At 65.7% G+C, this 13,553-nt stretch carries 16 protein-coding genes and 1 tRNA gene; 5 read left to right on the forward strand and 12 right to left on the reverse strand.

What is annotated here, in order from left to right; all coding sequences use genetic code 11:
• Positions 1–80 precede the first annotated feature (80 nt).
• Positions 81–1,538 (forward strand): SLC13 family permease, encoded by a 1,458-nt coding sequence (locus tag NFH66_RS09050; RefSeq protein WP_349609999.1) that lies wholly within the window; start codon positions 81–83, stop codon positions 1,536–1,538.
• Positions 1,539–1,609: 71 nt separating this feature from the next.
• Here NFH66_RS09050 and cyoE read toward each other — a convergent pair whose 3' ends face one another.
• Genes cyoE through NFH66_RS09070 form a run of 4 tightly spaced genes read right to left on the reverse strand, consistent with a single transcriptional unit; the run spans position 1,610 to position 4,922 of the window.
• Complete coding sequence (gene cyoE / locus NFH66_RS09055; RefSeq protein ID WP_349610000.1) at positions 1,610–2,563, reverse strand: heme o synthase; 954 nt, start codon at positions 2,561–2,563, stop codon at positions 1,610–1,612.
• Entirely contained in the window at positions 2,556–3,626 is a 1,071-nt protein-coding gene (locus tag NFH66_RS09060; RefSeq protein ID WP_349610001.1) for a COX15/CtaA family protein, read from the reverse strand. The genes cyoE and NFH66_RS09060 overlap by 8 nt, the downstream gene beginning before the upstream one ends.
• A 22-nt stretch (positions 3,627–3,648) precedes the next feature.
• On the reverse strand, positions 3,649–4,197 hold the full coding sequence (locus NFH66_RS09065) for a redox-active disulfide-containing membrane protein (RefSeq protein ID WP_349610002.1): 549 nt from the start codon (positions 4,195–4,197) through the stop codon (positions 3,649–3,651).
• The gene (locus tag NFH66_RS09070; protein WP_349610003.1) at positions 4,194–4,922 is read right to left on the reverse strand and encodes an SURF1 family protein; all 729 of its coding nucleotides are present in this window, start codon (positions 4,920–4,922) and stop codon (positions 4,194–4,196) included. The genes NFH66_RS09065 and NFH66_RS09070 overlap by 4 nt, the downstream gene beginning before the upstream one ends.
• On the opposite strand from NFH66_RS09070, the gene NFH66_RS09075 reads away from it, so the two are divergent.
• Positions 4,921–5,112, forward strand: a complete 192-nt coding sequence (locus NFH66_RS09075) for a DUF2909 family protein (RefSeq protein ID WP_349610004.1) — start codon at positions 4,921–4,923, stop codon at positions 5,110–5,112. The two genes, NFH66_RS09070 and NFH66_RS09075, sit on opposite strands and share 2 nt — an antisense overlap.
• A 3-nt stretch (positions 5,113–5,115) precedes the next feature.
• On the opposite strand, the gene NFH66_RS09080 is transcribed toward NFH66_RS09075, so the two are convergent.
• From NFH66_RS09080 to NFH66_RS09100, 5 genes are all read right to left on the reverse strand, one after another.
• Complete coding sequence (locus NFH66_RS09080; RefSeq protein WP_349610005.1) at positions 5,116–5,973, reverse strand: cytochrome c oxidase subunit 3; 858 nt, start codon at positions 5,971–5,973, stop codon at positions 5,116–5,118.
• A complete protein-coding gene (locus NFH66_RS09085) occupies positions 5,970–6,569 on the reverse strand; it encodes a cytochrome c oxidase assembly protein (RefSeq protein WP_349610006.1) in 600 nt (199 codons plus the stop codon). The genes NFH66_RS09080 and NFH66_RS09085 overlap by 4 nt, the downstream gene beginning before the upstream one ends.
• Positions 6,570–6,599: 30 nt before the next feature.
• The gene (ctaD, locus tag NFH66_RS09090) at positions 6,600–8,234 is read right to left on the reverse strand and encodes a cytochrome c oxidase subunit I (protein ID WP_349610007.1); all 1,635 of its coding nucleotides are present in this window, start codon (positions 8,232–8,234) and stop codon (positions 6,600–6,602) included.
• Positions 8,235–8,302: 68 nt separating this feature from the next.
• Complete coding sequence (coxB, locus tag NFH66_RS09095; protein WP_349610008.1) at positions 8,303–9,421, reverse strand: cytochrome c oxidase subunit II; 1,119 nt, start codon at positions 9,419–9,421, stop codon at positions 8,303–8,305.
• A gap of 157 nt (positions 9,422–9,578) precedes the next feature.
• Complete coding sequence (locus NFH66_RS09100) at positions 9,579–9,752, reverse strand: DUF2970 domain-containing protein (protein WP_349610009.1); 174 nt, start codon at positions 9,750–9,752, stop codon at positions 9,579–9,581.
• A gap of 140 nt (positions 9,753–9,892) precedes the next feature.
• Between NFH66_RS09100 and NFH66_RS09105 the strand changes: the two genes are divergently transcribed.
• Positions 9,893–10,222 carry a hypothetical protein gene (locus NFH66_RS09105; RefSeq protein WP_349610010.1) on the forward strand — a complete coding sequence of 110 codons (330 nt, stop codon included), beginning with the start codon at positions 9,893–9,895 and terminating at the stop codon, positions 10,220–10,222.
• Between the two features lie 76 nt (positions 10,223–10,298).
• Here NFH66_RS09105 and NFH66_RS09110 read toward each other — a convergent pair whose 3' ends face one another.
• The 3 genes from NFH66_RS09110 to NFH66_RS09120 all read right to left on the reverse strand — a co-directional run bounded on the left by NFH66_RS09110 (position 10,299) and on the right by NFH66_RS09120 (position 11,776).
• Positions 10,299–11,033: an LrgB family protein gene (locus NFH66_RS09110; protein WP_349610011.1), complete on the reverse strand. Its 735-nt coding sequence runs from the start codon at positions 11,031–11,033 to the stop codon at positions 10,299–10,301.
• The gene (locus tag NFH66_RS09115; protein WP_349610012.1) at positions 11,030–11,371 is read right to left on the reverse strand and encodes a CidA/LrgA family protein; all 342 of its coding nucleotides are present in this window, start codon (positions 11,369–11,371) and stop codon (positions 11,030–11,032) included. Before NFH66_RS09115 ends, NFH66_RS09110 begins: the two co-directional genes overlap by 4 nt.
• Before the next feature lie 138 nt (positions 11,372–11,509).
• Positions 11,510–11,776 carry a DksA/TraR family C4-type zinc finger protein gene (locus NFH66_RS09120; protein WP_349610013.1) on the reverse strand — a complete coding sequence of 89 codons (267 nt, stop codon included), beginning with the start codon at positions 11,774–11,776 and terminating at the stop codon, positions 11,510–11,512.
• 295 nt (positions 11,777–12,071) lie between these two features.
• Between NFH66_RS09120 and NFH66_RS09125 the strand changes: the two genes are divergently transcribed.
• Both NFH66_RS09125 and NFH66_RS09130 read left to right on the forward strand, forming a co-directional pair.
• Positions 12,072–12,148 (forward strand) — tRNA-Pro (locus tag NFH66_RS09125).
• A 522-nt stretch (positions 12,149–12,670) separates the two neighbouring features.
• Positions 12,671–13,303, forward strand: coding sequence for a hypothetical protein (locus NFH66_RS09130; RefSeq protein ID WP_349610014.1), 633 nt, complete (start codon positions 12,671–12,673; stop codon positions 13,301–13,303).
• The last annotated feature ends 250 nt before the right edge of the window (positions 13,304–13,553 follow it).

The raw sequence follows: 13,553 nt of genomic DNA on the forward strand, positions 1-13,553 counted from the left end.
AACGCTGACGCATAGCGGCCTACTTAAGTATAATGCGCGGCCCTCTTTCCCTTGCATCCACCTGATCGATGGAGTCCACCATGCCTGACCACCCTCCCTCTCCCGACACGCCGGCAGTTCCTTCTATCGCCACCAGGGTCGGCCTGTGGCTCGGTCCCGCCCTGCTGCTGGCCACCCTGCTGCTGCCGCCACCGGCGGAGATGTCATCGGCGGCCTGGTCCTGTGTCGGCATGGCGCTGTTGATGGCCACCTGGTGGTCCACCGAGGCCATCCCGATTCCCGCCACCTCCCTGCTGCCCATGGTGCTGGTGCCGGCCCTGGGGCTGGGCAGCATGGGTGAAGCCACCGGCAGCTACGCCAATCCCATCATCTACCTCTTCCTGGGCGGCTTCCTGCTCGGCATCGCCATGCAGCGCTGGGAATTGCATCGCCGCCTCGCCCTGCACGTGCTGATACTGGTGGGCCACCAACCGCGGCGGCAGATCGCCGGTTTCATGGTTGCCACCGGCTTCCTCAGCATGTGGGTCTCCAACACCGCCACGGCGATCATGATGTTGCCCATCGGCATGTCGGTGATCAGCCTGCTCGGCGACAGCGACCCCCAGGAGCTGCGTCGCTACGCCACCGCCCTGCTGCTGGCCATCGCCTACTCGGCCAGCATCGGTGGCGTAGCCACCCTGATCGGCACGCCGCCCAATGCACTGCTGGCCGGCTACCTGGCCGAGGACCGCGGCATCGACCTGGGCTTCGCCCAGTGGATGGCCGTGGGCCTGCCGATCAGCATCGCCATGATGGCGGCGGCCTGGTGGTGGCTGACTCGGCGCGACTTCGCCCTCACTGCGGCCGATCAAAGCGCCGACATGCTCCACGCCGAACTGGAGCATGTCGGCCGCATGTCTCCGGCGGAGCGCCGGGTCGCCACGTTCTTCACCCTGGCTGCCCTGGCGTGGATGGCACGCCCGCTGCTCAATGACGTTGGCCTGCCCTGGTTGACCGACACCGGCATCGCCATCACCGTCGGCATCGCCCTCTTCCTGACCCCCAGCGGGGGCCGAGGCGGCGAGCGACTGCTGGTCTGGGAGGACGCCCAGAAGGTCCCCTGGGGCATCTTGCTGCTGTTCGGTGGCGGCCTGGCCCTGGCCGGCACCATCACCCGCACCGGCCTGGCGGAATGGATCGCCAACCAGTTGGGCCTCTTCGGCAGCCTGCCGCTACTGGCCATGATTGGTATCGTGGTGCTGGTGATCATCTTCCTGACCGAGGTGACCTCCAACACCGCCACCGCCGCCGCTTTCCTGCCGCTGCTGGGCGCCCTGGCGCTGTCGCTGGAGATCTCGCCGCTGCTGATCACGGTGCCGGCCGCCATCGCCGCCAGTTGCGCGTTCATGATGCCGGTGGCCACACCTCCCAACGCCATTGTCTTCGGCACCGGCCATATGAAGATTCAGTCGATGATCCGGGCCGGCTTCGCCCTCAACCTGATCAGCAGCGTGCTGGTGACGCTGATGGCCTACGGACTGATCCTGCTCTTCTGGTGATGCCGCACCCTCCAACGACACGGGCCCGGCATCTGCCGGGCCCGTGTCGTTGCGTGAGTCAATGGCGCCCGCTACTGAATCACCGGTGCCATCCACAGCGCCCAGGCCTGGGCGTAGTGGTCCAGCAGCAACACGCCGAACAGCCCCAGGATATAGCGGATCGAGAACCAGAAGGCGGCCAGGGGCGCCCTGGGATCCTGCCCCCGCCATACCCGGTAGTTCCACACCATGAAACGCACATTGAGCGCCATCACCCCAACCAGGTAGAGCGCGCCGCTCATGCCGATGACGAAGGGCAGCAGGGTCACCGCCACGGTCAACCAGCCGTAGAGCCACACCTGCAGCCGAGTAAAGGCCTCGCCATGGGTGACCGGCAGCATCGGCACCCCGGCTCGGGCATATTCATCGCGCTTGTGCAGTGCCAACGCCCAGAAGTGCGGCGGCGTCCAGGCAAAGATGATCAACACCAGCAGCAGCGGCTCGGGGTCCACCTGCCCGGTGACCGCCGTCCAGCCCAGCAGCGGCGGCGCGGCCCCAGCCAGACCGCCGATCACGATATTCTGGGGCGTGGCATGCTTGAGGAAGGTGGTATAGACCAGGGCGTAGCCGATCAGCGACCCCAGGGTCAGCCAGGCGGTCAGGGCGTTGACCTGCCACATCAGCAGGCCGAGGCCGGCCAGCGAGAGCAACGAGGCCCAGCCCAGGGCGATGCTGCCAGGCATGCGACGCGACGCCAGCGGACGACGCGAGGTACGCAGCATCATGGCATCGAGTCGCCGGTCGACCACATGATTGAAGGCCGCCGCTCCGCAAGCGGTCAGGCCGATCCCGACCAGGCCGAACAGCACGACCGCGAGCGACGGCAGCATCGGCCGCGCCAGCGCCATGCCCACCAGGGCACACACCAGCATCACCAGCACCACTCGCGGCTTGCACAGGATCACCAGGTCTCGCCACCCCCACTCGCCCAGTGCCGGGGACGAGAGTTCGGTGACGCGGATCTCGGTCGTCGGCGCCTCAGACATGGAGCCACTCCTTCTTCTGTCGCGATATTCGTTGTGTAGTGGGCGAGCACGGCGTCAGGCAACGCCATCGCCAGGCCGCCAGCGCCAGAGCCAGCACCAGCGCCACGGCGCCTGCGGTGTGCAACAGTGCCAGCCACAGGGGAAGCCAGAGCAGGACATTGGCCACCCCCAGCAAGAACTGCACCCCGTAAGCCAGGCTCAGGGCCGTGAGCCACGGGCGCATCGCCCTCTCACGCCAACAGCAGATCACCAGCGCAAGAATGGCGGCCCCCAGCGCCAGCGCGCCCAAGCGGTGACCCACCTGGATGGCGCTGCGCGCTTCGGCATGCAACTGGCCATGCAGGTAGTTGGGGCCGACGCTCTGGGTCAGGTGGAAGCCCTCGCTCCAGTCCAGGCTGGGTGACCACTCGCCGTTGCAGGAGGGGAAGCCCAGGCAGGCGATGCCGGCGTAGTTGCTCGAGACCCAGCCACCCAGCGCCAACTGCCCCACCAGCAGCATGGCGGCCACCCCCCAGAGCGGCGTCAGCGCGCGGCGCGGCGGAGCCACGCCGCCAGGGGTCAGGTTGCCACTGGCACAACGACGCACACGCAGGTGCAGCCACAGGAACACCATCATCACGCCGAGCCCTCCCAGCAGGTGCAGAGTGACCACCTGGGGCCAGAGTCTCAGGGTGACCGTGAAGGCGCCGAACGCCCCCTGCAGCAGAATCAGCGCCAGCAGTCCCAGGCTGACCCGCCAGGGATAGTCGGCACGGCGCCGCAGTGGTCGGCCCAGCACCAGCAGGGCGATCACCAGCAGCCCCAGGGCGGAGGCCACGTAGCGATGGATCATCTCCATCCAGGCCTTGGCGCTCTCCAGGGGCGATTCCGGGCTGTGGGCCAGCGCCCGTGCCTCGTCAGGCACCACCAGGGCGCCATAGCACCCCGGCCAGTCCGGACAGCCCAACCCGGCATCCACCAGTCGCGTCCAGGCGCCCAGCAGGATCACCACCGCCGTAAGCACCACGCCCAACAGGCTCAGCGTCTTTAGCAATGCCAGTCGCCGCTGCGCTGCATGTATCATCCCACCTCCTGTCATTGCGGGATCAGCGCCCCGCCAGCTCCTCGCCACCCGCCCAGGGCGCCTCCGGATTCATGCGCAGCAGGCGTCCCAGGTCCTCCTTCACCGCATAGGGGTCCACCCCCGGCTGGTAACCGAGCACCACCTGTCCACGCGGGTCGAGCAGCCATAGCCGATCCGGTTGAAGCCAGGCGGGTCGCTCCGCCCAGTGCGCCACCACCTCGCCGGGCAACGCCTCGGCATGACCGCCCACGCGCAGCCGGCTGACCCTCTGTGCCTCACGGCCCAGCGCCCGATGCAGCCGCCACCACTGATCGCTCAGCTCGGCACAGCGCTGCCCGCAGTCGAAGGCCAGCACCCAGTCACCCAATACCGACGGCTCCGCTGGCGCGACCAGCGGCCACGCCGCCAGGGCCGGGACTCCCGGGGCCAGCTCACCATTGGCCGTGCGCCCCTCGGGAATACCGATCCGTCCTAGCGCCATGACCGTGGCCATCAGCACCGGCAGGGAGAGGAACAGCAGCAGCGCCACCAGCTTGAGCCGTCCGAAGCGCGCAGCATGGGTCATCGTCATCGTGGGTCCTCCGAGCGAACGTCGTCACGGTCGCGGATCATCCGTCGACCGCCGATCACCATCACGACCAGTGCCACCAGCGCCAGCCCCCACCACTGGATGGCATAGCCGACATGACGGCTGGGTGGCATGACATTGGGAGACCACCAGCCAGGCAGCACACCGGGGCCCTCCTCGAGGTGCAGCCAGCCGGGGTGGGCGAAGTCAAGCGGCCAGGCATCCAGCTGGATTCTCTGCAGCCGCGCGCCCACATGGTTGGGGCCGAACAGCGGTGCGCCCTCGCCCGCGGCCTGCCAGCGCCCGCGCACGGTGACCCTGCCGTCCGGCGTGGCCACGTCGGGATCGGCACGGCTGGTGCCGGTCTCCAGGAAGCCGCGCTGTACCAGCCATAACCGGCCATCATCGCCACGCAGCGGCGTGAGCGGTGCCACCCCCAGGCGCCCCGCATGGATACGGTTGTCGAGGAACAGGGTCGCGTCGGCCTGGTACTCACCGGAAAGGGTCACGCGACTCCCCTCGGGGGGCTCGCGGTGGGGAGCAGTGAGCGCGGGGGCACTCTCCAGGCGGGCGAGATAGGCGCGCTTCTGCTCACCGCGCTCCCACTGCCAGAGGCCCAGCGCCAGTCCCAGCCCCACCAGCAACGACCACAGGCTCCACCACAGGCGTTGCCGCCACCGTCCGGGGCGGGCATGCTGGGTAACATTGCTGCCCAAGGAGTGTTCCATGCTGCTCAAGGTCCTGATCGCTCTGGTGTTCCTGGCCATGCTGACGAGCCTCGCCGCCGGTGCCGGCTTCCTGCTCCGCGACGGCAGCGCCTCGCGGCGCCTGCTCGTCTCCCTGAAACTGCGCGTGGCCCTGGCTGCCACCCTGCTGGCCCTGCTCTTCTACGGCTTCTATGCCGGCGGCCTGGGCTGACCCTCAAAATACATAGACAAACAGGAACAGGCCGATCCACACCACGTCCACGAAGTGCCAGTACCAGCAGGCCGCCTCGAACCCGAAGTGGTTCTCCGGGGCGAAGTGGCCGCGCAGGATGCGGATCAGCATCACCGAGAGGATGGTGGCACCGATGATCACGTGGGCCCCGTGGAAGCCGGTCAACAGGAAGAAGGTCGCCCCGTAGATCCCCGCCTCCAGGGTGATGCCGTAGTGGTGGTAGGCCTCGTAGTACTCCACCCCCTGGATAGCGATGAAGGTGAAGCCCAGCAACACGGTGACCAGCAGCCAGTTGCGTGTGGTCTCACGCACGCCCTCCTTGAGCCCCTCGTGGGCCACGGTGAGCGTGATGCTCGACCCCACCAGGATCAGGGTGTTGACCAGCGGCAGCTGCCACGGGCTGAAGGTATCGCGGGGGCCGGCCACGTCGCCCGGGGGCTCGAGCAGTGGCCAGCTGGCGGTGAACTCCGGCCACAGCAGCGCCGCCACCCCCTTGGCACCCTCCCCGTCCAGCCACGGCAGGGCGAAGGTGCGCACATAGAAGAGCGCACCGAAGAAGGCGGCAAAGAACATCACCTCGGAGAAGATGAACCAGGCCATGCCCTGGCGGAAGGAGCGATCCATCTGGGCATCGTAGAGGCCTCCGCGGGACTCCTTGATGACGTCGCGAAACCACAACCCCATCACCGAGAGGATCGCCAGCACGCCGCCCGCCAGCAACGCGCTGCCCCGGCCGTGCACCATGACCATGCCGGCCCCGATCATCATCGCGCCCAGCGCCAGGGCACCCAGTATCGGCCACTTGCTGGTTGCCGGAACGTAGTAGCTGCCACCACTCATGCCTCATCTCCTATGCCGCCGCTCGCCCGGGCCTGAAGCGCGGCTTCATCCCGGGTGACCGGATACAGGGTGTAGACCAGGGTTACCGTGTTGACGTCGGGAGGCAGGTCCCGGGTCAGCTGGAAGACCAGGGGCAGCTCCAGGCGCTCCCCCGCCTGCAGGCGCTGCTCCTCGAAGCAGAAACAAGCCAGCTTGCGCAGGTGCGGGTTGGCTCGGGCCGGTGACACGCTGGGCACCGCCCGTCCCCAGACGGCGCTGTCCCCGGTATTGTGGAAGGTGAAGTCGACCTCGGCGCTCTGGCCGGGGTGCAGGCGCACCTGGCGGGTCTCGACCTCCAGGTTCCACGGCAGCCCGGCGCTGCCCCGGGTGATGAACTGCACCGTCACCATGCGCGAGTCGTCGACCTCCTCATGGACGATCGCCTGGGCCGAACCGCTGGTCTTGCCGTTGAGGCCGGTGACCTCGCAGAACACGTCATAGAGCGGCACCAGGGCGAAGGCGAAGGCGAACATGCCGGCCAGGGCAAACAGCGTCTTGGCGACGGTGCGGCGCACCCCCCGGCGGGACGCGTTCGGCGAGGCATGACTCTCAGGCATGAGCGACTCCTCCTGTACTTGGGATGGGCGTCATTCACCCTCACGGCGGAAGGTGGGCGGGTGCTCGAAGGTATGCAGGGGCGCCGGGCTCGGCACGCTCCACTCGAGGTCCTCGGCGCCCTCCCAGGCCTTGGCCGGCGCCTTCTCGCCGCCCCGCACGCATTTGATGATCAGCAGCACGAAGAGCAGCTGGGAGGCGCCAAACATGAAGGCCCCCAGGCTGGACGCGAGGTTGAAGTCGGCGAACTGTAGGGCGTAGTCGGGGATGCGCCGCGGCATGCCGGCCAGCCCCGAGAAGTGCATCGGGAAGAAGGTCAGGTTCACGCCGATCACCGACAACCAGAAGTGCCACTGGGCCAGCTTCACGTTGGGGTAGTGGCCGGTCCACTTGGGCAGCCAGTAGTAGGCCGCAGCGAGGATCGCGAACAGTGCACCTGGCACCAGCACATAGTGGAAGTGAGCCACCACGAAGTAGGTGTCGTGGTACTGGAAGTCGGCAGGCGAGATTGCCAGCATCAGTCCCGAGAAGCCGCCGATGGTGAACTGCACCACGAAGGCCAGGGCAAACAGCATGGGTGGTTCGAAGCTGATTGAGCCGCGGAACATCGTGGCGATCCAGTTGAATACCTTCACCCCGGTGGGCACCGCGATCAGCATGGTGGTGTACATGAAGAACAGCTCGGCGGCGAGCGGCAGGCCCACGGTGAACATATGGTGCGCCCACACCAGGAACGACAGGATGGCGATGGATGCCGTGGCATAGACCATGGAGGCGTAGCCGAACAGGCGCTTGCGCGAGAAGGTCGGGATGATCGCCGAGACGATGCCGAAGGCCGGCAGGATCATGATGTAGACCTCGGGATGCCCGAAGAACCAGAAGAGGTGCTGGAAGAGCACCGGGTCACCGCCGCCGGCGGCATTGAAGAAGCTGGTACCGAAGTTGATGTCCATCAGCATCATGGTGATCACCCCGGCCAGCACCGGCATCACCGCGATCAGCAGGAAGGCGGTGATCAGCCAGGTCCAGCAGAACAGAGGCATGTCCATCAGGCGCATGCCCGGGGCACGCAGGTTGAGGATCGTGGCGATGATGTTGATGGCGCCGAGGATCGAGCTGACACCGGCGATATGCAGCGAGAGGATAAAGAAGGTGGTGGACGGCGGCGCGTAGGTGGTGGAAAGCGGCGCATAGAAGGTCCAGCCGAAGTTAGGGCCACCCCCGGGCATCAGCAGGGTGCTGAGCAGCAGGCTAAAGGCCACCGGCAGCAGCCAGAAGCTGAAGTTGTTGAGTCGCGGCAGGGCCATGTCCGGCGCGCCGATCTGCAGCGGCACCATCCAGTTGGCCAGCCCCACGAAGGCCGGCATGATCGCCCCGAACACCATGATCAGCCCGTGCATGGTGGTCATCTGGTTGAAGAACTCCGGCACCACCAGCTGCAGCCCGGGCTGGAACAGCTCGGCGCGCACCACCAGTACGAAGATCCCGCCGATGAAGAACATCGTCAGCGAGAAGATCAGGTAGAGGCTACCGATCTCCTTGTGATTGGTAGTAAGCAGCCAGCGCATCAGGCCGCGCGGGGGCGCGGGATGCGCCGCCGCCTGGCCTCCGGCACCGGCGGTGGAGCTCTGCTCGACGGGGTGATGCAAGGGCAGCTTGGGCGCCATGGTGAATCTCCCTGATCTTCGCTGTTCTTATCGGATCGCTGTGGGCGGCCTGGGCCGGCCTAGTCGGCCTAGTCGGCCAGCCGCTCGACGATCTCCGAAGGCTGTACCAGATCGCCGGTGTCGTTGCCCCAGGCGTTGCGCTCGTAGGTGATCACCGCGGCGATCTCCACCGGGTTCAGGGTGCTGCGGAACGCTGGCATGGCCGCGCCCGACACGCCGTTGATCACCGTGTTGAGATGTCGCTCGCGCTCCTCCATCAGCGCCTGGTTGCCAGCCAACGCCGGGAAGACCGGCGGGCTGCCGCTGCCGTCTGGCTGGTGGCAGGAAGCACACACCGCGTTGTAGCTCTGCTCGCCCCGCGCCATCAGCTCCTCCAGGGTCCACTCACGATCGACCCCCTGAGCCTCCTGGGCGGCCGCCTGCTGACGCTCGGCCAGCCACTGATCGAACGCTTCGCCCTCCATGGCATGCACCACGATGGGCATGAAGCCATGGTTGATGCCGCACAGCTCGGCACACTGACCACGATAGATGCCGGGCTCATTGATGCGTACCCAGTTCTCGTTGACAAAGCCGGGAATGGTGTCCTGCTTGACGGCCAGCTCCGGCACCCACCAGGAGTGAATGACATCATCGGAGGTGAGCAGGAAGCGGACCTTGCGCCCGACCGGCAACACCAGCGGCTCATCGACCTCGAGCAGGTAGTGCTCGCCACGCTCGCCGTCACCACGGATCGACTCCCGCGACGTGCTCAGGTTGGAAGTAAAGGCCACATCCTCGCCAAGGTACTCGTAGCGCCAGCGCCACTGCTGGCCGGTGATCATTACGTCGAGATCGGCGTCGGAGGGGTCGTACATCTTCTTGAGGGTGGCCGTCGCCGGAACGGCCATGCCGATGAGGATCAGTAGCGGGATCGCCGTCCAGATCACCTCGACCAGGGTGTGCTCATGGAAGTGCGCCGCCTTGGCCCCCTTGGAGTGACGAAAGCGGAACAGGGAGTAGAACATCACCCCGAACACCACCACGCCGATGACCACGCAGATCCAGAAGATGGTCATGTGCAGCGAGTGAATCTCACGGCTGACGTCGGTCACACCCACCGGCATGTTCCAGCCATTGGCCATGGCCCGCGTCGTCATCAGGGGGACGACCAAGCAACTTGCCATCCACGCGATGAACGTGCGCATCGGCGCCTCCTCTTGCTAGTTGTCGTGTCTTGTTATTGTCGTATCGTGCGCCAGGCGCACGCTGCTGGACGGTCACTTCAGATACGCTTCATAAAAGGAGTGTAGACGCCCCGCCTGCGACCCACTGTCGCAGCGCCGAATTTCGCCAACGCCACTTTCAACGGGCCATCGTCACGGCGATCACGGCCACCAGCACCACCAGCAGCAACGCCATCAGGATGCCCACCACAATGAATGCCACGGGACTGCCCTTCTCGAAGTCTTCACGCCGTCGCACATCCTTCTGCACGCCGAAGAATGCCGCCAATACCGACTTGACCACGCTCCACATCGCACTCTCTCCATGACTGGGATCAAACTTGCACCGACTCACCGCAGGCCCTACCGGCATGGCTCTCCTATACTCTAGTCAACACAGCATGGCATATGCCGCATTCATCCATCCGGCGCTGCGTTCAACAGGAGGTCATCATGTCCCAGAACCCCTTTGCCAACCCGATGCTCGAGTGGTGGCAACAGCAGTGGACAAAAGGCGCCACCCCGATGGCTCGTACCCAACTGGCGTGGATGGAGAACCTGGCCGAGGCCCTGCAATTCGAAGCCCAGTTCCTGAAGGCCATTGCCGAGAGCGGCGAACGGATGGCCCAGTGCCTCAACGGCGAGCAGCCCACTACCCCCAAGGAGGTGCAGGCCTGCTACGAGCAGCTGGTGAAGGAGGTGGGCAACGCCCAGATGAAGCGTCTCGAGCAAGCCTCACAACTCACCCACGATTTCCGCAAGCGACTGTGGGAAGAGATCTAACCGGGAACGTGCGGCGAGCTCCACACCCGTCGATAGACAAGGACCGATAGACAAGGCGCCTCGAAGAGGCGCCTTGTCAGTTACCCAGCCCGAACAGGCGAGTCATCAGCGGCAGCAGGAAGGCCGTAAGCAACCCGGCCAGCCCCATGGCCAGTCCCGAGAAAGCCCCGGCCACCGCACCGATGCGCGCGAATGCCTGGGCGGTGCCGAAGCCATGGGCAGAAAGGCCCAGCGCGAAACCCTGCACCGCCGGATCCGTGATGCGCAGCAGGCGGAACAGCCAGGGCGCCAGCGCACAGCCGATGGAGCCGGTCAACAGCACCAGCCCCGCCGCGAGGGAGGGAATCCCCCCGATCTGCTCGGCGATCCCCATGGCGATGGGCGAGGTCACCGAGCGCGGCGCCAGGGAGAGCACCGTTTCCGGGCGTGCCCCCAGCGCCAGCGCAATGCCCAAGGTAGTCGCCACCGCGGTGACGATGCCGACTACACAGGCCACCAGCAACGGCACCAGCAGGCGCCCGACCCGCTCCCGATGGTCGTAGAGCGGGATCGCCAGCGCCACCGTGGCCGGACCCAGCAGGAAGTGGATGAATTGGGCCCCCTCGAAGTAGGTGGCGTAGTCCATGTCCACCAACAGCAACAGGCCGATCAGCATGGCGATGGAAAGCGTGACCGGGTGCACCAGGGGCGTTCCCCCCAGCGCCTTGTTGATGCGCACGGCCAGGATGAACACCAGCAGCGTCACCAGCAGGGAGAGCAACGGATTCCCGGAGAGATAGACCCACAACTGGTCGAATGTCGCGACGTTCATCGCCCCCGCCCTCCGCGCCGCCGATTGAGCCGATCAAGCGCCCAGGCGGTGGCCGCCAGGGTCAGTGCCGTGGATACCACCAGCGTCACCAGGATCGGCAACAGGTCGCGGCCGATCAACGCGAAATGAACCATCAGCCCCACCCCGGCCGGCACGAACAGCAACGTCAGGTAGTTCAGCAACCCCTCGCCGGTGAGCCTGAGGCTGGTGGGCACCTTACCCCTCACCATCAACCCGACCAGCAGGATCACCATGCCGATCACCGGCCCCGGTATCGGCAGCGTCAGGCCACGCGCCAACAGTTCGCCCAGGAACTGGCAGGCAAGCAGAACGCTCATTCCTATGATCAGCGGCATTCAGCGCCCCCTCCCTTCTCTCTTGGCTACCACTCTCGCATTCCTGCCGGGCAGGCTGGACTGCCGCCCTGCGGCCTCCCCCAGCGCCTCCCGAACCAGCGCAGCGATGGGCCGCCAGGCTCAGCGTAACTGGCTATCCTTGCTGCCCCTGCGGTTGTAACCCGCCGCGGCACCCTGGCGCTTGTCGCGCTCGGCCTGGCAGGCAACACACAGGCGCACCCCGGGAACCGCCTCGCGTCGCGCCTGCGGTATTTCACCGCCGCACTCCTCGCAGTGAGCAAGGCTCTCACCGTGCGGCAGGCGGCTGCGCGCCAGCGAGACCGCATCCTCCACGCTGGCATCGATCTGATCCTGAACCGCACCATCCTTGCTCCATCCGCCCGCCATCTCCATCTCCTCCCGGCCATCAGGCCGGCAACGCCTGGTCACGCCCGGCCCGAACGGGAAGGTCCCGAACTGGGTTACCGGACACACCACTTCGCGGCGAACCACGCCACCGCTTGTGCTCGATCCTGATGATTGCGTCACATCATAGTGCATAACCCGGGCCGGCCCCAGCGGCCCCGAGCCAAGCGACTGAATCGAAAGTGCAAAAGGGGCTTTTCATTTGCCTGCGAAAGCGCTAGTATACGCCTCGTTCTCGGGGGACAGGCCAGATGGCCACAAAACCCGAAAACAGAGTCGGAGCGTGGCGCAGCTTGGTAGCGCGTTGCAATGGGGTTGCAAAGGTCGCAGGTTCGAATCCTGTCGCTCCGACCAAAAAACATAGTAAAAACGGCCACTTAGCTCACAGAGCAGGTGGCCGTTTTTCGTTGTGCGCCATTCTAGGTGACATATAGGTGACACGGGTCAGCAACACCCAGCAACCAAGATCAACAACTGGCTCACCAGCTCCACTCGCATGACATCCTAGCTACGGCCCGGAACCCCGGTCCCCACCCTCTACCCTGGAGCCATCCGCTTCCCCCATTCTGCTGCTGGATGCCCATCGGCCGCATCGAGCAAAGAATTCATTGACGTTCAAAGCCGTCCTGAAGTAGCTTCACGGAAGCGCCGATTTGACCCTCAGCTTGCGGGCGCTCTACAAATCCAGCTAAAGCGTCGCCAGAGACCCGCTTTAGTCAACGCTGAGCGGGTTTTTGCTGTCTGGCCTCCGGGCCACCGCCGATTTAAGCACCAACTTGCGGGCGGGATAAAAGTTCAGCTAAAGCGGCGCCGTGACTCCTCTTTCCCCCTGAGTCGGCGCTTGCCGACCAATCCCATGGGGGAGAAGGAGTTCACATGCCCAACCTCAATCAACATCCTGATGACCTTCGTCTGGACCCCTGGCTCAAGCAGCCAGAGAACCGCGTCAGCGTGCCAGATGATGCCGAGCTCGCCTGCCTGCAGGAGATCAGCCTGGGAGCGGTGGATGTCATCCCCGAGGCGCTATACTTTCGTCGCCATGATGGCCAGGACGAGCTGTGGGCCGCCGGCCTACGCCACGGTGCCCCCGGCAAGCCGCGCGAAGAGCAGCTGGCCACCGCCTACCAGCAGGGCCGGGTTGCCCGGGCCGGAAGCCAGGGCACCCGGGCAGCCGGGGCCGAGATCCTGTTCCGCGCCCTCACCGCATCACGCCACGGCCACGTCTGGCCCAAGGGCTTCCTCGAGGGTCCGCTGATCACCGAGACCACCCATCGACGCATCCTCGGCGAGCTGGAGGCCGAGCACGACCGCAATGTCCAGGAAGCCGAGGCCCAGGCCGAGGCGGCGATCATCATCGTGGCTCGCCGGCTGGGGCTGAGGCCGGAGCCGGCCGGTGACTCGCCCTCGGCGTGGTACGCCGACTGTCCCGGGAAATCCCATCGACTGATGATCAGCAGCAACTCCAATCAGTTCGGTTGCGGGTACTGCCGTAAAGGGCGGCGCTGCTGAGCTAGAGGCACTAGCTCAAGAGCGAAAGCAAATAAATTCACCTACCTGCAAGGTTTCGGATGACCAGACCGGATCAGGAGGGAAGAGTAGAGCTCGAGATCCCATGGCGGTCCAGAAAGAGCGGGACCTTTTCGAACGTCTCCGAGGAATAAAAAACCTACCTTATTCCGAATAACGCTACGCTAGTCGATCACCTTGGGCCCCAGAAAATCATGGGGCCCTCTTCATATGTGTGATAGGCATCGGGGTG

It is taken from the genome of Halomonas sp. H10-9-1, from assembly GCF_040147005.1.
In the GTDB taxonomy this organism is placed as follows: domain Bacteria; phylum Pseudomonadota; class Gammaproteobacteria; order Pseudomonadales; family Halomonadaceae; genus Halomonas.